The sequence below is a fragment of the uncultured Prevotella sp. genome (assembly GCF_946407605.1).
Lineage (GTDB): Bacteria > Bacteroidota > Bacteroidia > Bacteroidales > Bacteroidaceae > Prevotella.
In genome coordinates this window covers 213,420-233,825 of record NZ_CAMJOS010000002.1, presented here as the reverse complement: position 1 = coordinate 233,825, position 20,406 = coordinate 213,420, and the positions used below count along the sequence as shown (strand labels likewise).

The 20,406-nt window shown below is 48.8% G+C and carries 18 protein-coding genes and 1 tRNA gene; 10 read left to right on the top strand and 9 right to left on the bottom strand.

The features are described 5' to 3' along the window. Positions 1–28: 28 nt before the first annotated feature. Both Q0R57_RS01900 and Q0R57_RS01895 read right to left on the bottom strand, forming a co-directional pair. Complete coding sequence (locus tag Q0R57_RS01900; protein WP_027450804.1) at positions 29–265, bottom strand: acyl carrier protein; 237 nt, start codon at positions 263–265, stop codon at positions 29–31. Between the two features lie 205 nt (positions 266–470). Further along, positions 471–1,943 carry an amidophosphoribosyltransferase gene (locus Q0R57_RS01895; protein WP_294743383.1) on the bottom strand — a complete coding sequence of 491 codons (1,473 nt, stop codon included), beginning with the start codon at positions 1,941–1,943 and terminating at the stop codon, positions 471–473. Positions 1,944–2,042: 99 nt separating this feature from the next. On the opposite strand from Q0R57_RS01895, the gene Q0R57_RS01890 reads away from it, so the two are divergent. Together Q0R57_RS01890 and Q0R57_RS01885 are read left to right on the top strand one after the other, a co-directional pair. Continuing rightward, the gene (locus Q0R57_RS01890) at positions 2,043–3,272 is read left to right on the top strand and encodes an MFS transporter (RefSeq protein WP_294743382.1); all 1,230 of its coding nucleotides are present in this window, start codon (positions 2,043–2,045) and stop codon (positions 3,270–3,272) included. A 155-nt stretch (positions 3,273–3,427) separates the two neighbouring features. Then, on the top strand, positions 3,428–3,961 hold the full coding sequence (locus Q0R57_RS01885; RefSeq protein WP_294743381.1) for a hypothetical protein: 534 nt from the start codon (positions 3,428–3,430) through the stop codon (positions 3,959–3,961). On the opposite strand, the gene Q0R57_RS01880 is transcribed toward Q0R57_RS01885, so the two are convergent. Together Q0R57_RS01880 and Q0R57_RS01875 are read right to left on the bottom strand one after the other, a co-directional pair. Beyond that, a complete protein-coding gene (locus tag Q0R57_RS01880; protein WP_294743379.1) occupies positions 3,936–4,484 on the bottom strand; it encodes a hypothetical protein in 549 nt (182 codons plus the stop codon). The two genes, Q0R57_RS01885 and Q0R57_RS01880, sit on opposite strands and share 26 nt — an antisense overlap. 245 nt (positions 4,485–4,729) lie before the next feature. Beyond that, positions 4,730–4,811 (bottom strand) — tRNA-Leu (locus Q0R57_RS01875). A 155-nt stretch (positions 4,812–4,966) separates the two neighbouring features. Between Q0R57_RS01875 and Q0R57_RS01870 the strand changes: the two genes are divergently transcribed. After that, positions 4,967–6,058, top strand: a complete 1,092-nt coding sequence (locus Q0R57_RS01870) for a sugar phosphate nucleotidyltransferase (protein WP_294743377.1) — start codon at positions 4,967–4,969, stop codon at positions 6,056–6,058. Here Q0R57_RS01870 and Q0R57_RS01865 read toward each other — a convergent pair. Together Q0R57_RS01865 and greA are read right to left on the bottom strand one after the other, a co-directional pair. After that, on the bottom strand, positions 6,055–6,450 hold the full coding sequence (locus tag Q0R57_RS01865) for an HIT family protein (RefSeq protein ID WP_294743375.1): 396 nt from the start codon (positions 6,448–6,450) through the stop codon (positions 6,055–6,057). The two genes, Q0R57_RS01870 and Q0R57_RS01865, sit on opposite strands and share 4 nt — an antisense overlap. Before the next feature lie 56 nt (positions 6,451–6,506). After that, a complete protein-coding gene (gene greA / locus Q0R57_RS01860; RefSeq protein WP_294743373.1) occupies positions 6,507–6,974 on the bottom strand; it encodes a transcription elongation factor GreA in 468 nt (155 codons plus the stop codon). Positions 6,975–7,212: 238 nt separating this feature from the next. On the opposite strand from greA, the gene Q0R57_RS01855 reads away from it, so the two are divergent. Next, positions 7,213–8,988: a glycoside hydrolase family 43 protein gene (locus Q0R57_RS01855; protein WP_294743371.1), complete on the top strand. Its 1,776-nt coding sequence runs from the start codon at positions 7,213–7,215 to the stop codon at positions 8,986–8,988. Between the two features lies 1 nt (position 8,989). Here Q0R57_RS01855 and Q0R57_RS01850 read toward each other — a convergent pair whose 3' ends face one another. Together Q0R57_RS01850 and Q0R57_RS01845 are read right to left on the bottom strand one after the other, a co-directional pair. Then, on the bottom strand, positions 8,990–9,802 hold the full coding sequence (locus tag Q0R57_RS01850; protein WP_294743369.1) for a pyridoxamine kinase: 813 nt from the start codon (positions 9,800–9,802) through the stop codon (positions 8,990–8,992). Positions 9,803–9,830: 28 nt separating this feature from the next. Next, entirely contained in the window at positions 9,831–10,778 is a 948-nt protein-coding gene (locus Q0R57_RS01845; RefSeq protein WP_294743367.1) for an aldo/keto reductase, read from the bottom strand. Positions 10,779–10,949: 171 nt separating this feature from the next. On the opposite strand from Q0R57_RS01845, the gene Q0R57_RS01840 reads away from it, so the two are divergent. From Q0R57_RS01840 to Q0R57_RS01830, 3 genes are read left to right on the top strand one after another with little or no spacing between them, the layout of a single operon-like run. Beyond that, entirely contained in the window at positions 10,950–12,443 is a 1,494-nt protein-coding gene (locus Q0R57_RS01840) for a GH3 auxin-responsive promoter family protein (protein WP_294743364.1), read from the top strand. After that, on the top strand, positions 12,440–14,377 hold the full coding sequence (locus tag Q0R57_RS01835; protein WP_294743362.1) for an Ig-like domain-containing protein: 1,938 nt from the start codon (positions 12,440–12,442) through the stop codon (positions 14,375–14,377). Before Q0R57_RS01840 ends, Q0R57_RS01835 begins: the two co-directional genes overlap by 4 nt. 12 nt (positions 14,378–14,389) lie before the next feature. Next, the gene (locus tag Q0R57_RS01830; RefSeq protein WP_294743361.1) at positions 14,390–15,238 is read left to right on the top strand and encodes a DUF3108 domain-containing protein; all 849 of its coding nucleotides are present in this window, start codon (positions 14,390–14,392) and stop codon (positions 15,236–15,238) included. A 49-nt stretch (positions 15,239–15,287) separates the two neighbouring features. Here the strand turns inward: Q0R57_RS01830 and Q0R57_RS01825 are convergent, their stop codons facing one another. Then, the gene (locus Q0R57_RS01825) at positions 15,288–17,366 is read right to left on the bottom strand and encodes a heavy metal translocating P-type ATPase (protein ID WP_294743359.1); all 2,079 of its coding nucleotides are present in this window, start codon (positions 17,364–17,366) and stop codon (positions 15,288–15,290) included. Between the two features lie 123 nt (positions 17,367–17,489). Here Q0R57_RS01825 and Q0R57_RS01820 point away from each other — a divergent pair, with 123 nt between their 5' ends. The 3 genes from Q0R57_RS01820 (at position 17,490) to Q0R57_RS01810 (ending at position 20,330) form a co-directional block, all read left to right on the top strand. Then, on the top strand, positions 17,490–17,918 hold the full coding sequence (locus Q0R57_RS01820) for a transcriptional repressor (protein WP_294743357.1): 429 nt from the start codon (positions 17,490–17,492) through the stop codon (positions 17,916–17,918). Positions 17,919–18,018: 100 nt separating this feature from the next. Next, positions 18,019–19,788: an AraC family transcriptional regulator gene (locus tag Q0R57_RS01815; protein ID WP_294743355.1), complete on the top strand. Its 1,770-nt coding sequence runs from the start codon at positions 18,019–18,021 to the stop codon at positions 19,786–19,788. Positions 19,789–20,117: 329 nt separating this feature from the next. After that, positions 20,118–20,330, top strand: a complete 213-nt coding sequence (locus tag Q0R57_RS01810) for a hypothetical protein (protein ID WP_294743354.1) — start codon at positions 20,118–20,120, stop codon at positions 20,328–20,330. Positions 20,331–20,406: the final 76 nt, after the last annotated feature.

The window sequence follows — 20,406 nt, the reverse complement described above, 5'->3', positions numbered from 1 at the left end:
TCTTCAATCCTTCAAATCAAAGTTTGATTTATTTTGCGTTTTCCTCGATATAGCTAATAGCGTCGGCAACGGTGCCAATCTTCTCAGCCTTATCATCGGGAATAGAAATGCCGAACTCCTTCTCGAATTCCATGATGAGTTCAACGGTATCCAGTGAATCTGCGCCCAGATCATTGGTGAAACTTGCTTCGGGCTTAACTTCTGCTTCGTCAACACCGAGTTTGTCTACAATAATAGCCTTTACTTTGCTTTCAATTTCTGACATAGTTTTTCTGTTTAAAATGTTAATAATTTATTTCTTTCTAAGATATTATCTTGAAAATCGGGTGCAAAGTAACTCATTTTTATTCAATTACGCAAACTTTTTATCAAAAAACTGCCCTCTGTGTGCACACACAGGGTATAATTGTGCAACTTTTCGACGATATTTTTGGTATTTTTTACACTTTACGCCCTTTTTGCTTCATTAATCAACCAAAGAAATCACCGTCGCCCTGTTGGTCGTAGCTGCTACCATCGAAGCAGTGGGTACAAACCTTCTCTTTGGGCAGTCCGATGCTCTCAATGAGGTCTTCTATACGTGCAAACTTCAACGAGGTGAGACCCAGTCGACGTGCAATCTCATCCACCATACGCTTGTATTCGGGAGAGTCGGTCTTGGCATACTGGTCCAGTTTAATCTTATCGTCGCCCTCGAAGTCGCGGATGATACGACGGGTAATCAGCTCCAAGTCACTCTTGCTATTGGTGAAACCGATGAAGGGACAGCCATAGACCAGCGGCGGACAAGAGATGCGCACATGGATTTCTTTGGCGCCGTTTTGCACAAACTCACGGGCATTGTCGCGAAGTTGGGTGCCACGAACGATAGAGTCATCGCAGAACACCACGCGCTGACCACGCAGCAGGGCCTCGTTGGGAATCAGTTTCATCTTGGCCACAAGGTCGCGACGGGTCTGGTTACCAGGGGTAAACGAGCGGGGCCAGGTGGGGGTATACTTCAACACGGCACGCTTGTAGGGGATGCCAGAACCTTCGGAATAGCCCAGAGCCATACCAACACCTGAGTCGGGGATACCGCATACGAGGTCGGCCTCGATATCGTCGCGCTCACCCATCATCTTTCCGTTCTTCTCACGTACATATTCTGTATTGATGCCTTCATAGCAAGAGGCGGGGAAGCCGTAGTAGACCCAGAGGAACGAGCATATCTGGCAGCGCTTGAAGGCAGGCTGCAGCACCTCAAAGCTATCTGGGGTTAGACGTACAATCTCGCCAGGACCGAGGTCGCGAACGGGTTTGTAGTCCAGGTTGGGGAAGCTGGTGGTCTCGCTACTCACGGCATAGGCTTTTTCCCAGTCGTCAGTGCCGATGGGCGACAGTTTGTGCACCTCTTTCCTACCAATGACGATAGGAGTGCGTCCCAGGAAGTCGCGAGCTGCAATGATGCCGTCCTCGGTGAGGATGAGCATGGAGCACGAACCTTTGATTTTGCGATACACCATGTTAATGCCTTCCACGAAGGTGCTGCCCATATTGATGAGCAGGGCCACGAGTTCCGTCTGGTTCAGGTTGTTGGCACTCTGTTCGCTTAGGTGCATGCGCTGTGCCAGCAGCTCATCGGCAATCTCGCGCAGGTTGTTGATCTTGGCTACGGTAACCACCGCATAGCGTCCCAGATGCGAGTTGATGATGATGGGCTGTGGGTCGGTGTCGCTAATGACGCCCAGTCCCTGATTGCCAGAAAATTCGTGGAGTTCGTCTTCGAACTTTGAGCGGAAATAGTCGCGCTCCAAGGAGTGGATGCTGCGGCTGAAGCCTTTCTCGTGGTCGAAGGTGACGAGACCAGCTCGTTTAGTACCAAGATGAGAGTTGTAGTCTGTGCCGTAAAACAAGTCGTTTACACAGTCTTTTGTGGAAATGGTTCCGAAAAATCCGCCCATAGTTGTTATCGCTGTTTATGTTTGCGGGCGCAAAGGTACGAATAATTTATGAATTACAAATGATGTATTACGATTTTTTTTCGTAATTTTGCAGCCATCATGACACAGGACAAACTTTGGAACAGCAACTACTGCAAGGTGATGGCCGCTAATTTTGCGCTGTTTTTCGCCTTTTATGTGCTGACGCCGCTGCTGCCGCTCTATCTCAGTGAGCACTTCGGCGCCACGAAGGATGTGATAGGCCTGGTGCTCTCAGGCTATACCATCACTGCCCTGCTGTTCAGACCGTTTAGCGGCTTTATTGTCGACTCGTTTTCAAGAAAGAAGGTGCTGATGGTGTGTTTTGCCGCCTTTGCTATCTTTTTTGCTGGCTATCTGGCTGCCTCCACCTTATTATTATTTACTATAGTGAGAACGTTGCATGGTGGACCCTTTGGCGCCTTGACGGTGGCTAACAGCACAGTGGCTATCGACGTGCTACCCAGCAGTCGCAGGACTGAGGGTATTGGCTACTACGGCCTCTCCAACAATCTCGCCATGGCTATTGCCCCAACTGTGGGTATTTTCCTATATAAATGGACCAACAGCTTCGAATTGCTGTTCTGGGTGGCGCTGATAGTGGCTTTTGCTGGTTGGCTCACCGATGCAACGGTAAAATTAAACCTCAAATCTCAAACCTCCAACCTCCAACCTCAGCTCCCCTCCCTTCACCCATCACCCATCACCCTTCACCTATCATGGGATCGTTTTTTCCTCATTCGCGGTTGGCTCTTGGGGGTTAACATGGTGGCGTTCGGCTTCTGTTTTGGCGTGCTGAGTAATTATCTGGCCATCTACGGCAAGGAGGTGATGGGTATTACTGGCGGTACTGGCACCTATTTCATGCTCTGCTCCATCGGACTCATCCTCTCACGACTGCAAGGAGGCAAGACCCTCCGTAAAGGTCTGCTGACACATAATGCTGGTACGGGCATGTTGATATCGCTGGTTGGTTACACCTTATTTATATTAATACCGTCGCCGATAGGCTACTACGGCTCTGCCCTGCTCATCGGTCTGGGCAATGGTCACATGTGGCCCGCCTTCCAGAATATGACTATCAATGTGGCATCGAATAGTCAGCGGGGCACAGCCAACAGCACCATCCTCGTGTCATGGGACATCGGTATGGGTCTCGGCATCCTTTTGGGTGGTGTCATCTCTGAACTCATCAACTATTCTGCCGCTTTCTGGACTGTTGTCCTGGTCAACGCCCTTGGTGTTGCCCTCTTCTTCCTCTATACTAAGAGCTTCTTTCTTAAAAGGAACCTGAACCAGGCGGTGCATTAAATAAGGATATTTATTCAAAGCCTAAAATAATGGGTGTTTTTCTATTGTAAATGCGAGAAATTTAGTAATTTTGCAGCGCAAAAGAGGATGAGGCCATCAGAAAACCATTAAAAAGGGATAAAAAACGGCTTAACCAGGTAAACAATTGCTTGAAAATGGAATCAAAAGAGAACAACTGGAGCGTAGGGGAAATCGTTACCTTGTCAAAAACAAAGAAACCGCTGAAAAAGAGCGGTTCGAGGACATTTGTACGTTATGTCAACTCACGTTATATCTGTATTCGTGAGGCGAAAGACGGTCAGCGTGGCATCTTGCTGAAGGTTCTTGGCAAGGCCATGGTCGACGATATAGCGATGGTTAACAGCGAGCCGTTTTGCAAGGACTTTAGCGAGGATTTGTTTGAGAGTACCACCTATTTCAGTTATCCTTTCCCTTCTACCGATGAAGTCAAGGAGGTGCTTAGCATCTTCCGCGAGCATCCTGGTCTCACCGCTGTTTTCGAGAAGGCTTCGATGCACATCAATCCCAACTCAAAATACTGGGTGCGCGAGACGTCCAGCCGACTGCTGTTCATGAAGAAGCCTCGCTATTACGATGCCCCTTCCGACACGCTTAGCAAGGCTTCCGATGATATTATTGCTTACCGTTTGACGGTGGTGTATTTCACTCCGTCGGAGTTGGTGTGGTAAACTTTCCGCTGGCTTTCACCGAGGTGCCGTCTTTAGCAGCACGGGTGTAGCCCCTAGTCCAATAGCTCCAGTCGAAGCGATTGTCGTAGGCTAGTTTGAAGACGATATCCTTAGAGGTGCCGTCATCCATATAGCCCCTGAAGTAGGTATCGCTCAGGCTGTATTCATTGATATAGACATCGTTCCAGCTGTCGGCATAGTTGATGCGGATGCTACCCTTGTAGATCTCCCAAGTAAACTCGCAGTAATAATAGTCGCTGTAGCGGCTGTTAAGGTCGTAGTCAACCTCGTAGCCCCAGCCTCCGTATGCACAGTCACGCTCAAAGTACATTGTGGTGCGATAGGTGTCGCCCGTCAGTCCCCAGCGATCGTAGTAGTAAGTATCGATAAAGCCCGACCAGGTGCCATCGAGTGTGCGAGCCTCCTCGCGGTCTTCCATATCCTCCCAAAATTCAACGTCACAGCTTGTGAAGGTCGTCAATGCCATTGTGGCTATTGCGATATAAGTAAAAATCTTTTTCATAATCGTAACATTTTAAAGGGTTCAACTTGTTTTTGATAGTGCAAAGATAGTAACTATATGGCAAAGCCGCAAGGCGTTTTTCCTATTCTATGATAGGAAAAAACCTATTGTTGAGGAGAAAACCCCTCTAACTTACTCAAGGAATACAGTACATCGTGTGTTGTATCGTACACTTTTTGTACAACCCAGAAAAGAAAAAGACGCTGCAAATACCTGATTTACAGCGTCTTTGCTTTTTAAGCTTGTACCCAGACCCGGGGTCGAACCGGGACGGGTTGCCCCACTGGTGTTTGAGACCAGCGCGTCTACCGATTCCGCCATCTGGGCTCGAAAAGCGGGTGCAAAGTTACAAAGAAAAATTGATTCCTGCAAAAGAATCTACTAAAAAAAACAAATAATGGACATTTTACAAAGAAAATCTTTGGTTTTGTCGAAATTGTTTTGTATCTTAGCACCCTGAAAAATGACTAGAAATCTGATATATGGAATTTTCAAACAGTAACTACTGTATTATCTTGGCTGGTGGCCGAGGTAAGAGATTATGGCCTTCGAGTAGAATGGAGCGTCCTAAGCAGTTTGTAGACTTTTTTGGAACAGGACGTACACAGTTGCAGTCTACCTATGACCGCATCGCAGGCATACTTCCCAAAGAAAATATTTTTGTTTGTACCTGTAAAGAGTATGAACACTGGGTGCGAGAGCAGTTGCCTGAACTGCCTGAAAAACGTATCATGACGGAGCCGGTGAACCGTAATACGGCGCCTTCGGTGGCCTGGGTAGGTGTGTGCATTCATCGAGAGTGTGCCGATGCACGCATTCTGGTGATACCTTCCGACCAGTTTATCATCAATGAGGAAGCTTTCCGTCGGAACGTGCTCGATGGTCTGAAGTTTGTCAGCGAGAACAATATCATGCTGACAATGGGCATTAAGCCCTCACGTCCTGAGCCGGGCTATGGTTATATACAAATAGGTGAGCCTACATTGTTTAGCGGCATCAACAAGGTGCAGTCGTTTACGGAGAAGCCAGAGCGCGAATTTGCCCGTATGTTTATGGAAAGCGGCGAATTTCTGTGGAACACAGGTATGTTTCTTGCTAATGTGACCTATCTGCGCGATTTTTTCCTGGAGGTCATCAAAGATATGCCTTATCGTATGGCTAACCTGCTGACGATGGAGCCAGAAGAAGCACGCCAGCAATATGTGGCCACCCACTATCCCTCATATCCCAACCTGTCGATGGACAAAGCTGCGCTGGAGATGTCGGAAAACGTCTTTGTGATGCAATGTGACTTCGGATGGGCCGACTTAGGCACGTGGCATGCCATCTATGAGTGCATGCAGAAGCAAGAAAACGATAACGTGGTGATTGACTCGGAGGTGATGATGGAAGACAGCAAGGGCAACATTATCAAACTGCCGAAAGGGCATGTAGGTGTCATCAACGGACTGGAAGGTTATATCGTGGCCGAAGAGGGCGACGTACTTCTGATATGCAAAAAGAGCGACTCATCGTCGCTCATTCGCAAGTATGTCAATGAGATTGGCATACGCTATGGAGAGAAATATATTTAACCCTTGAAGGCTGTATAAATCTTTTCGGCTATCTGCTGCATCTCCTCAGAAGGGAGTTGCAGCTTTTCTTTTCTGAAGTCCACATCGCCCTCGCTATTCATAGGAATCAGGTGGATATGTGCGTGGGGCACCTCGAGGCCCAGCACCACCTGTGCTACCTTCTTGCAGGGGAAGGCTTTCTTCAGGGCCACAGCCACCTGCTTGGCAAAGAGTTGAAACTCGGCCAGCTCGTCGTCGTCCATATCGAAGATATAGTCCACTTCACGACGAGGAATCACCAATGTATGGCCTTTGGCCAGGGGATTGATGTCAAGGAAGGCATAGAACTTCTCGTTTTCTGCACATTTGTAGCTGGGAATCTCGCCAGCAGCAATCTTACTGAAAATATCCATTGTTTCTTTTTTCGTTATGACGTTATAACGTTATGACGATATAACGACTTGATTCATTATCCAACAGTAATCTTCTCGATGCGGAGCTTGATGGTGCCGCGAGGAATCTTCACCTCCACCTCATCGCCCACCTTATGGTTCAGCAGACCCTGGGCAATGGGGGTCTGGATGCTAATCTTGCCCTCACGCAGGTTAGCCTCACTCTCGCTGACGATGGTATAGGTCATGCGGGCCTTGTTGGCCAGATTAGTCATCTCCACCTTCGACAGGATCTGCACAGAGTCAGTACTCAGACGAGAGGTGTCCACAATCTTAGCCTCAGTAATCTGCTGCTTCAGCAGATTGATTTTCGACTCCAGATGAGCCTGGGCTTCTTTGGCAGCCTCATACTCACTATTTTCACTCAGGTCGCCTTTGTCGCGTGCTTCAGCGATGGCGGCCGATGCCTTGGGGCGTTCAATACCCTCTAAACGTTTCAGTTCGGCTATGAGTTTGTCATAGCCCTCTTGTGACATATAAGCCATATATTTCTTCTTTTTAAGTTGTTATTTACAGTTTTTTCCTAAGTCAGCAAAAAAGAAAGAATCCCGACTGTTCTCTCAGAGTCGGAATCCTCGTTATCTCTCAACCTGTTGTCTTTTCTACTTTTACTGGGTGCAAAGATAAGGCTTTTTTCCGAATCAACCAAATTTTTCTAAAAAAATTCGTTTATTCCTTTTCTAATTTGTATCTTTGCAGGCAGATAACTAATTGACTATAACAATGATGAAACGATTCTACGTATTGATAGTTGCCATGCTGACCTTTGTGACGGCAAGTGCACAAACCGAGATGACAACGACGGAAGGCAAGACGCTGTATAAAACGACCAGCAAGAGGCGAGTGTCTATCCACGATCCCTCGGTGGTGTTTAATCCAACGAGCAACCGCTATTATATCTTTGGTTCGCACAAGGCAGGAGCCTATACCACCGATATGATGAACTGGACTCAGGCCAATCCCAAATGGAAAGTAGGTTCCAACAACAATGCTCTCAACAAAAATGCTTTCGTGACCCCTGCCGTCAAGAAAGTAAAGAAAGGTGGTGTGGAGGTAGACTTCCCGCAGTTTAATGCGATGGATTGGGCTGGTAAAACCGATGCCAACTACAATATAGACGGCAATATGTGGGCACCCGATGTCATTTGGAACCCTACGATGAATAAATGGTGTATGTATCTGAGCATCAATGGCGACAAATGGCACTCAAGTATCATTCTGCTCACTGCCGACAATATCACAGGTCCCTACCTGTATCAAGGCCCTGTGGTCATCAGTGGTTTCGACAATGGCGACCATTCTTTCAAGGATACCGATGTGGAGTTAGTGCTGGACACACTCGACGCCCTTCCCTCGCGCTATAACGGCACTTGGGCCACCACAACGAAGCCCAGTCTTCCAAACAACATCGACCCTTGCGTGTTCTATGATGAGGAAGGTAAGCTGTGGATAGCCTACGGCTCGTGGTCGGGTGGCATCTTCATGCTGGAACTTGACGAGGAGACAGGCTTGCGCGACTACGACGTGACCTATACGACCAGTGGAGGTGACCCCTACTTTGGCAAGCGTATAGCTGGTGGCTATTATGTATCGGGCGAAGGACCATATATTGAGCATATTGGCGACTACTACTATCTCTTTATGAGTTATGGCTTCTATTCACCTGACGGCGGCTACGAGATGCGCGTATTCCGTTCCTCCAATCCAGACGGTCCTTATAAAGACGCCTCAAACCATAATGCCATCTTCACATCTTATGTGATGAACTACGGCACAGGCGACAGTGACACACGCGGCATGAAACTCATGGGTGCCTATAATCATTGGGGAGTCCAGACGGTAGGTGAGTGTGCTCAAGGCCACAACTCCATCATCGCAGCCCCAGACGGTCGCACCTATCTGGTTTATCATACCAAGTTTAACAATGGCACCTCAAATCATCAGGTTCGCGTCCATCAGGTTTTCGTCAATAAAGACGGTTGGCTGGTGGCTGCCCCCTTTGAGTATAACGGTGAGACCATTACAGACGAACAGATTGCTACGACCCAGCCATTCACAGAGGAAGAGCTGGCAGGTACTTACGATCTGCTGATACATAAATACAAGATGGATTATCAGAACATGGAAGAGGTGACGCCTATCAGTATCACCCTGTCTGCCGATGGAAAGATTCGGGGCGACAAGAATGGTTCATGGAGCATTGAAGAAGGCACAGGCTATATCAGGCTATCCCTTGGTGGCATCATCTATAATGGTGTGGTGTTCGAGGAGACGATGGACGGGAATGGCGCTAACGTCATCAGCATCACAGCCATCTCAAAATCAGGCGTCAGTGTCTGGGCCTATAATCCTACGTTGCCCTCCACAGGCATCAAGGACCTTAAAACCTCACAAGGTCTTAAGGATGCATGGCACACCCTCGATGGACGTTGCCTCAACAGCAAGCCTACAACCAAGGGTCTATACATTCAAAACGGGAAAAAGATACTGATACGCTAAACTACAGCAAGTCCAGACAACGCTCAATGAATATGCCGCAGCAGCGATCTTCCACATCGCGGTTGCGGTATATCATTTCTCGCACCACATCCATTGCCTGACGAGTGCTGGCAGAGAGCGACTCCTGCTTCATCAGATGACCAATGAGCACAGCAGAGAAGATATCACCTGTGCCGTGATACAGTCCAGGAATCTCGTCGTAGTCGTGGAAGAAATACTTGCCTGTGGTAGCATCATAGCCACACACCTGATTCTTGTTGTCGATAAAGCAACTGGTGATGATAGCAGAGCGTGTACCTAACTTCACCAGCTTGTCGAGTAATTCACAAGCCTCGCGACGCGTCATACCTTCCTTCTTGAAAGGTTCACCAACGAGATGGCAGGCTTCTGTGTAGTTTGGGAATATCAGATGTGCCACGCTGACCATCTCACGCATCAGTCGCACCTGGTTCTCGCCTATACCATTATATAATTTACCACCATCGCCCATCACTGGGTCCACAAAGATGGTGCATCCTTGTTCAGACTGGTCGCGGCAGAACTGTTCCACCAGTCGCGACTGCTCCTCGCTGAACATCAATCCCGTACAGATAGCGTCAAAGCGGAAGCCCAGTTTTTTCCATACAGGGAGCGTCTGGCGCATATAATCCGTGGTGTCCTGCATAGCAAAATCACCATAGTCAAGGGTGTTAGACACTAATGCCGTTGGCAGATTAAAAGCGGGAATACCCATATACGACAGAATAGGCAGCATGGCAGCCATACCTACCTTGCCATATCCTGCAACATCGTTTACTAAAAGAACCTTTTTCAACTATTATCTATGAACTAAGAATTATGAACTATGAATTAACACAAAGCAGGTTTTTCTGCAACTGCTGTACACTACTGGCTCCTACCAATACAGAGGTAACGCCACGCTGCTGCAGAATCCATTCCAACGCCATCTGCGACAGAGGCTTGTTTTGCGCCTGAGCCTGTTCGTTATAAGTGCGAAGCTTTGCTAACAACTCTTCTGTCAGCATGCTCTCTTTTAGGAATTTTCCTTTCGACATACGAGAATCTGCAGGAATGCCATTGAGATAACGGTCTGTCAGCAGACCTTGAGCCAATGGCGAGAACGAGATGAAGCCGATACCCTTCTCAGCACAGAAATCCAGGATACCCTCTTCCTGAGGCGCACGGTCGAGCATATTCAGGCGACCCTGATAAATCAACATGGGCACATCGCGCTCACGCAGGTACTGCTCAGCAAACTTTGTAGCTTCCAAAGGCCAGCGCGAGATACCTACATACAAGGCTTTTCCACTACGTACAATATCCACCAAAGCCTGGAGTGTCTCCTCCAGAGGTGTCTCAGGGTCATAACGATGACTATAGAAAAGATCCACGTAATCCAGGTGCATACGCTTCAGACTCTGGTCGAGCGAAGCCATCAGGTATTTCCTGGAACCCCAGTTGCCATAGGGACCAGGCCACATGTCGTAACCTGCCTTTGTAGAGATGAACAGCTCATCACGGTAAGCACGGAAGTCATCGTCCATCAGTCGACCCATCGTTTCCTCTGCCGACCCATAGGGTGGGCCGTAGTTGTTAGCCAAATCGAAATGTACGACGCCGTGGTCAAAGGCGTAATGGGTAATCTCTCTGGCTCGTTCGTAGGAGTCAACACCTCCGAAGTTATGCCAGAATCCCAGTGACACCTTTGGCAACATAACCCCAGAGCGTCCACATCTCTCGTACTTCATTCCCCCGTCGTAGCGCAACGGGTCGGCAAAATAATTATCCATACTTTTACAAGTTACAGGCTGCAAAATTACGAAAACTTTATGAGAATCAAGGCCTTTTTACTATTTTTTCGTATGGAAGCCCTACAGATTACAATTAAAAAACGTAAAACCTGCATCTATTCGAAAAGTTTGCTGTAACTTTGCACTCTCTATACATATATAATAAGGTACATGAGTCTGACAGGATTAGTAAGACCGCTGTTTGCTAAACGATGGCGGGAACTGGAGAAACATAATAACCAAGGCGAGCAACTGCAACGCGATGTGCTCACCCATCTATTGGCAAAAGCCAAAGATACAGAATACGGACGTGAGCATCTGTTTGGTGCCACAAAGTCGTATGAGGACTTCGTACGCAACAACCCCGTTAACACCTATGAGGAGTTGAAAGGCGACATAGACCGCATGCGTCAGGGTGAGAGTGATGTGTTGTGGCCTGGTCGCGTGAAATGGTACGCCAAGTCGAGCGGCACTACCAACGACAAGTCTAAGTTCATCCCAGTATCGCCCGATGGCTTGAAGCGGGTGCACTATCAGGGTGGAACCGATGTGGTGGCCCTCTATCTGCGTAATAATCCCCAAAGCAGGATGTTTGACGGCAAGGGTCTCATCCTGGGTGGCAGTCATGCACCCAACTACAACCTGCCCGGGTCGCTGGTTGGTGACCTTAGCGCCATCCTGATAGAGAATATCAATCCGTTGGTTAATCTGGTACGAGTACCGTCGAAGCAGACGGCTTTGCTGAGTGATTTCGAGGTGAAGCGTGACCGCATAGCCCGTGAGGCGATGAACAAGAACGTGACCAACCTTAGCGGTGTGCCCTCGTGGATGCTCTCTGTGCTGAACCGTATGATGGAGATTACGGGAAAGACCCATCTTGAGGAGGTGTGGCCCAACATCGAGGTGTTCTTCCACGGCGGTGTAGCCTTTACGCCTTATCGTGAGCAGTACGAGAAGCTGATAACCAGTCCCAATATGCACTATATGGAGACCTACAACGCCAGCGAGGGTTTCTTCGGTATTCAGGACGATCCCACAGACAAGTCGATGCTGTTGATGCTCGACTATGATGTGTTCTATGAGTTCCAGGAGATGGGAACCGACACCATCGTGCCGCTATGGGGTGTGGAGAAGGACAAGAACTACGCCATGCTCATCTCTACGTCGTGTGGCCTGTGGCGCTATATGATTGGCGACACGGTGAGGTTCACTTCCACCAATCCATATAAGTTTATTATCTCTGGACGCACCAAGTCGTTTATCAATGCCTTTGGCGAGGAACTCATCGTAGATAATGCCGAACAGGGACTGAAATATGCCTGCGAGAAGACAGGGGCCCAGGTGCTGGAATATACGGCGGCACCAGTCTTTATGGACCAGAATGCCAAATGTCGTCACCAGTGGCTCATAGAGTTCTCTAAGGCACCAGAGAGTCTGAAGCAGTTTACCGATATCCTGGACCGTAAGCTGCAGGAGCTGAACAGCGACTATGAGGCCAAGCGTTTCAAGGATATCACCCTGCAGCAGCTGGAGATTATCCCAGCCCGTAGCAACCTCTTCAACGACTGGCTGAAGTCGAAGGGCAAGCTGGGTGGCCAGCATAAGGTGCCCCGACTGAGCAATAGTCGTGAGCATATTGATCAATTACTAAAGATGAACGCATGAGGAAACTCTTCTATATCATAGTAGCCATTTGTTGCATCGTCAGTTGTGCCAGGATGGGCAGCCCCGATGGTGGTTGGTACGACGATACCCCACCACGTGTGGTGAGTTCTACTCCACTGGATCAGGGCGTCAATGTGAAGACCAAAAAGGTGACTATCAACTTCAACGAATATATCAAGTTGGAGGATGCACAGAACAAGGTCATCATCTCGCCGCCACAGATAGAGATGCCTGAGATTAAGGCTACGGGCAACAGAATCATCGTGGAACTGAAGGATACCCTTAAAGACAGCACAACCTATACTGTGGACTTTAGCGATGCCATTAGCGATAATAATGAGGGTAACCCCATGGGTAACTACACGTTCAGCTTCTCTACTGGCGACCATATCGACACGCTGGAAGTGAGTGGCTATTGTCTTAAAGCTGAAAATCTGGAGCCTATCAAAGGTATGTTGGTTGGGCTCTACGATAATTTCGAGGATTCTGCCTTCCACACACAGCCCATGATGCGTGTCTCACGCACCAACGGTAGTGGACGCTTCACCATCAAAGGTGTGGCACCAGGCACCTATCGCTGCTTTGCTCTGCAGGACAATGACGGAGACTTTGTGTTTGGACAGAAGAGTGAGATGATTGGCTTCAATCACGACAGTATCAAACCTACTTGGAAGTTCGACACACGTCCTGACACGATCTGGGCCGACTCGCTCCATATCTTGGATATCGTCTCCGTAGGATATACTCACTTCCTGCCCGATGATATTACCCTGATGTGCTTCCAAGAGCCGCAGACAGATCGTTTTCTACTGAAGACAGAACGCAAGGATCCAGAGAAGATTGCGATGTACTTCACCTATGGCAGTGACTCGTTGCCTCGTCTTCGTGGTCTGAACTTCGACGATACAAATGCCTTTATTCTAGAGGCTTCACAAAAGAACGACACGCTGACCTATTGGCTGGCCGATACCACGTTGGTTAACCAAGACACGCTGCTCATCGAGGCTACCTATCTGATGACAGACTCGACAGGTATGCTGGTCGAACACATCGATTCCGTAATGGAGTTTACTGCCAAGGTGTCGTACGAAAAACGCCTGAAGGATAAGCAGAAGGAATATGAAGACTGGAAGAAGGAGCAGGACAAGAAAAAGAAGCGCAAGGAACCCTACGACAGTATGATGGCGGTAAAGCCTCTGACGGTGAAGATGTCTGCCAATGGACGCGTCGCACCTAATCAGCGTTTCTATATGGAGATGCCACAGCCTTTAAATCGTTGTGACACGTCAGCCATCCACCTGAATATGGTTGTAGATAGTCTGTTGAAGCCTGTGCCCTGCGAGTTGCGCCAGTTGTCTGTCAGACGTTACGAACTGGTGGTTGAATGGCAAGAGGGTGAAGAGTATAGTCTGGAGATAGACTCGGCTGCCTTTGAGGGCATCTATGGGCTGACATCGAATACGATGAAACAGACCATCAAGGTGGGTACAGTGGATGATTATAGCTCGCTATTGGTAGAGGTCAGCGGTGTGTCTCTGACAGACTCTATTGTGGTGCAGCTGCTTGACGGCTCCGACAAAGTGGTGCGTCAGAGTGTGGCCGACGCAGAGGGCGTGGCAGAATTCCTTTACTTGAAACCAGGCGCCTACTACCTGCGAGCCTATATCGACAAGAACGGCAACGGTCAGTGGGATACAGGCAACTATGACCAGAACCTGCAGCCAGAGCCCGTCTACTATCATCAAGACAAGATAGACTGTAAACAGAAATGGGATGTCAGCCGCGAGTGGAATCTCACGGCCCGTCCACTCTATAATCAGAAACCGATGGCCATCACCAAGCAGAAGCCAGATAAACAGAAGCAGCAGCTACGCAACCGCAATCTGGAGCGTGCTCGTGAGTTAGGCAAGGAATATATACCAAAAGGCATTTAAAAAAGTAAGAATATGGAAAACAGAAGTATGAGCAAGCTAATGAGTATTGTGAAGAAAGGATTACTATTCGTTTTTTTCACTATTGTTCCGTTATCCGTCTCTGCACAGCAGTGCGGTATTGAAAACAAAGCGTTCGGTAATGGCGAGTTCTTGGCCTACGACCTCTATTTCAACTGGAAGTTTGTATGGGTAAAGGTAGGTTCGGCCTCAATGTCTACCGTCAGTTCTACTTTTGGTGGTCAGAAGGCTTATCGTACTAGTCTGACCACTCGTGGTAACAATAAGTTGGATGGTGTCTTTATCATGCGTGACACCCTGCTCTCTTATTGCAGCGCCAAAGACCTGTCGCCACTCTATTTCCGTAAGGGTGCCCTTGAAGGCAGTCGCTATTATGTTGATGAGTTGTGGTACTCCTATCCCCGCAATCACAGTCGACTGAGGATGCACCGCATCGATGCCGATGGTGAGCAGCATTGGCAGGATAAAGAATACACGGACTGTGTGTACGATATGATGAGCATCTTCTTGAGAGCCCGCAATTTCGACGGCTCTAATCTCAAGGAGGGCGATATTATCCCCATGCCTATCAGCGATGCCCGTAGTCTTACCAATTCATGGCTCACTTACAGAGGCAAGGACACGTTTAAGGTCGAGGGTTCTAACGAGAAGTTCCGCTGCCTGGTATTCTCGTTCTATGAGCGCGAGGACGGTAAGAACCACGAGCTGATTCGCTTTTTCATCACCGATGACCAGAACCACATCCCAGTACGCCTCGATATGTTCCTGAGCTTTGGTTCTGCCAAGGCTTTCCTAAAGGCTTACAAGGGTATTCGGAGTCCTATGACATCGAAGATTAACTAAAAAAAGAGGCTGTCAAAAGCCTCTTTTTACTTTTTCTCTCTTTTTGTTTTTATCCTTTCAGCGCTCTCATGGCGTTGAGCACTGCCAGCATGGTGACACCAACATCGGCAAAGACGGCGAGCCACATGGTGGCTAGACCGAAGAAGGCCAGGATGAGGACAGCCACCTTGATGCCAATGGCAAACCAGATGTTTTGTCGGGCAATGCCAATGGTGCGGCGAGCTATGCGGATGGCCGTAGCAATCTTCGTGGGCTGGTCGTCCATCAGCACCACATCGGCAGCCTCGATAGCAGCATCGCTGCCTAAGCCTCCCATAGCAATACCCACATCGGCACGAGCCAGCACGGGTGCATCATTGATGCCGTCGCCCACAAATGCGAAGAGGTTTGAGGTTTGAGATTTCTTGCCTTGCAAGCGTCTTTCGGCCGAGCGGATGTTTGAGATTTGGGTGACCTTGTCTGTGGGCAGCAGTTCAGCATGATATTCATCTATCTGCAGTTGCTGAGCCACACGGGCAGCCACCTCCTCACGGTCGCCAGTCAGCATCACGGTCTTCTTCACGCCCAGTTCCTTCAGTTGCAGGATGGCCTCGGCACTGTCGGCCTTCACTTGGTCGTTAATAACGATATGACCAGCATAAACGTAGGTTGTTGGTTGCACTCTCAACACCGTATCCTCAGCAATGGCCACATGCACTATCGTTCCTTCGTCGCCGTGGTCACACTGGTGCCATTTCGCCCCCACCATATCCATCATCTTCGTGTTGCCTACGCACACCATCTTATTGCCCACCTTGGCACGAATGCCCTTGCCTGCAATCTCTTCCACATCTGACACATTGCAGCCATCAGTCCCTTCGCTGGGGAAGGCATCACGCAGGGCAGCGCCAATAGGGTGGGTGGTAGAATGCTCCACATGAGCTGCCAGGTGCAGCAACTGATACTCGCTACACACCTCAGGATGCACGGCCACCACCGAGAAGCGGCCATGAGTCAGCGTGCCGGTCTTGTCAAAGACCACCGTATCGACCTTTGACAGGATATCCAGATAGTTGGCACCCTTCACCAGGACGCCCTTTCTCGACGCGCTACCAATACCTCCAAAGAAAGTGAGGGGTACGCTGATGACAAGGGCACAGGGACAACTGACCACCAAGAACATCAGGGCGCGATAGAGCCACAGTGGGAAGAAACTCCAGAAGGCACTAAAGAAAGAGGGTGATAAACGGGTGATGGCAAACGCCATGCCCAGCGGCATGATGATGGCGATAGTTAAGGCCAGGAACACCACGATAGGCGTATAGATGCGGGCAAAACGGGTAATGAAGGCCTCGCTTTGCGACTTGTGCTCGCCAGCTTCCTCAACCAGTTTGATGATTTTCGATACGGTGCTCTCGCCAAAGGCCTTGGTGGTACGCACCTTAATGACGCCACTCAGGTTGATGCTTCCCGAGATGATGTCATCGCCTTCGTTCACTTCCAGAGGCACACTCTCGCCTGTCAGGGCCATCGTGTTCAGACTGGATTTGCCACTGATAATGATGCCATCCAAGGGCACTTTCTCGCCTGGGCGCACCTCGATGACAGAGCCTACAACCACCTTGTCGGGACTTACCGTCTCCTCCTGACCGTCCAAGCGGGCCACATCGGGACGAATATCCATCAAGTGAGAGATGCTTTCCCTGCTTTTTCCTTCGGCCAGCCCCTCGAAATACTCGCCCACCTGAAAGAACAGCATCACAAAGACGGCCTCAGTAAACTCGTTCTCGGCACCAGGCAGAAAACCAATGCAGAGGGCACCTACAGTGGCCACCGTCATCAGGAAGTGCTCGTTGAAAGGATTTCCATGTGCCAATCCCTCGACAGCCTCTTTCAGCGTGCCTGCACCTATTATTAAATAAGGTACGAGATAAACCAGCAGCAACTGCCACGTGGCCAGTGCCAGAGTCTTCTCTACTACGATGGCGGCAATCAGTAGCACTACAGCTACTGCTATTGTCCACAACTGGCGATGTCCGCCGTGCTCATGATGATGCTCATGATGGTGCTCATGATGGTGTTCATGATGATGTTCGTGGTGCTCATGACCACAACATGCGTGTTCGTGATGATGATGTTCGTGTGACATAATACGCTTGTTTCTTTAATTCTGGGTGCAAAGGTAAGATGTTTTTTTCGCAACTTGGTTGCAAAGTACCAACTTTTCACCCCTCACCTTTCACCTTTCACCATTTTTTATTATCTTTGCACCATGTTTAGTCAACAAGATTGTGAACAATTGCTCACAGAGCATGGTATCAAACCCACCGCCAACCGCATCGTCGTAGTCAAAGCATTGGCTGATGCAGAGCGGCCTATGTCGCTCACCGAACTGGAGTATAAGATTCTTTCTATCGATAAATCGGGTGTTTTTCGTGCGCTTGCCCTCTTCCGTGAGCACCATCTGGTACATGTGATTGAGGATGGTGGCGACGGCGTTCGCTATGAGCTTTGTCATAGTCATGATGGACATGACCACGATGATGACCAGCACGTACATTTCTACTGCGAGCGTTGTCACCGCACGTTTTGTCTTTCCGACATTCCAATACCGGCTGTCGAACTCCCTTTAGGTTATCGTCTCTCCAGCATTAACTATATGGTCAAAGGCCTCTGTCCGGAATGCTTATGTAGAGAATAATTGTAAGTTTTCTAGTCGAAGACGGCTGAAAATTAAAAAAATGTATTATCTTTGCAGACGTAAAACAATAACGAGCGCAAAAGAAAATTACAAGGTGCATATGAAAAGATCGTTTTTCCCCAAGGTTATCATCATGGCAGTCGTTGCCTTGGCAGTGCTTGCGGCTTGTGTAGGAAAGAGCACTCAGAACGTCATTCCAGATAAGTCGATGTACAGCAGAGCCGACAGCATGGTGATTCAAGCTGGTCAGGTAGGCGACTTCGAATGCGTTATCGCCCTTGCCGATAGTCTGGTTGATGCTGGGGAGCTTTCTCCTATCCGTGCCGACAACTACCGCGGTATTGCATATATCAGTATGGGACAGATGCAGAAGAGTATTGATTGTTTCCGTCGTGCCAGTGGCAATGACAACCCGCCAGCCGAAGATTTCTGGGAGTATATCAATGCCGGATCGAATCTTGCCCATCTGCAGAATGCGCAAAACGACCTGGAGGGGGCTATCGGTACTGCACTTCATTTCATAGAACGGCTCAGCGGTGTGGACAGTCCTCGCCGGGCAAGAGAGCTGCATAACCTGTACTTCTGTCTGGGTAACACCCAAATGAAACTGGAACGCCATGACGAAGCCGATAAGAGCTTTAACGAGGCTTTCTACTGGCTTGGAATATGCGTTGACAACGACTCTACGGGCATTGAATTGAAAGGTGCTCTGACCACTCTGGAGAACATTGCCACTGCTCAGCTTAACATTGCACAATACGATGAGGCCGAGAAGTGGCTTAACCGCGAGGATTCTCTACTGGCCATCTATAAAACAAGTGCCGTGGCCGACTCGGCCGATGTGGACTTCTATCGCGCCTTGATAACCCTTAATCGAGCTCAGATTTGTCAGGCTCGAGGGCAGGAGGCTGAGGCCGCCCGCTATTATGATGACTATGCTGCCAGCGCATACGGAAACAGTGTAGAAGGACGCATTAGCGGCTGTGCCTATCTAATGTTGGCCCACCGTTATGACGAGGCAGCCTATAACTACACCTTCCTCAACGACTTCATCACGGGCAGGGCGATAGAGTTTGACCTCGAGACTATTGCTGACGATCTGCTGCCTAAGTTCCGCTCTCAATACTACGCTGGACAGAAGGACTCTGCCCTGCAGATGGCTTTGCAGATTGCCGAGGTGTATGACTCGGCACTGATACGCCAGAAGCGTAGTGATGCTGCTGAACTCGCTGTCATTTATGATACACAGGGAAAAGAGCGCCAGATAGCCGAACAGGAGTCCAGGTCCCAATTCCTTACTGTGGTAGCTATTGCCGTAGGCGTCGTGGCGCTGTTGATTGTGATATTTGCCATCTATATGTTCCGTCTGTGGCGCATCACCAAGGAGAAGAACCGCATATTGGCCCAGCAGATTACTGAGGCAGTGGAGTATAAGGAGAAACTCAGAGAGCAAAAGAAGAGTCAAGCCGTCATAGAAGACAAAAAGGTGGGGGCAGGACTCAGCATCTCTGACTTCACTGCGCTCACCGACGAACAGCTCTTCCTCTGTCTGCGTGACTTGATTGAGAACGAGCATCTGTTCTTGCAACCAGATTTCGGTCGCCAGACGCTCATGGAACATACTGGTCTCTCTAAAGAGTGCATTGGTGCCGCCTTCGCCCAGGGTAGCGGGAGCAGTTCGTTGCCAGCCTACGTCCGTGAGTTACGTCTGGACTATGCCATCAGACTGATGAACAATCAGCCCGATATCAGTATAGACACCGTGAGTCAAGGCAGTGGTTTTACCAGCGCCGACACTTTTACCCGAAATTTCCGCGCAAAATATGGTATGACGCCAACAGCTTATAAACAAACAATTATCGACGCATAGCCGACAACTTGTCGGAAACGTCCGACGGTTTGTCGAAACATCCGACCATTTGTCTGAAACCATCCGACCATTTGTCCGTGCTCTTGCGAGTACGGACTTTTTCTTTTATCTTTGCAAATGAAATCCTAATTCATACGTCTTTCTTTACTAATATATAATTATTACCTGTCGTTTTAAACGACGAATGTGAATCTACTACTGACCTGAGGCACGACCCGACACTCTGACGACTGCTGAGAAGCATGTTCGTCGGAGTCGGGGAAATGCCGAAGGAGACAAAAGAGAAATCAAAACAAACAAAACAATAACAATTCAAGATAGACAAGTATATGGAAATAACAACCCTGATGATTCTGATGGCCTCAGCACTGGTGGTGCTTGTCATCTTGGTACTCGTGTTGGTGCTGAACCTGTTTAGCAAAAACGATGAGTTGAAGGAGAAAAACGACGTCATCGTTCGTGAGGTACGCCGCAATCAGGACCTCATTGACCGTGCTGTACAGAATGGTGTGAAACGCGCATCGTTGCTCTCACAGTTTTAGTTATACGGTACCAAATTATTAATTACCATTATCGTTTTTTATCTAAAACTTCATTCAACCTTTTTGTTTTTCGTTC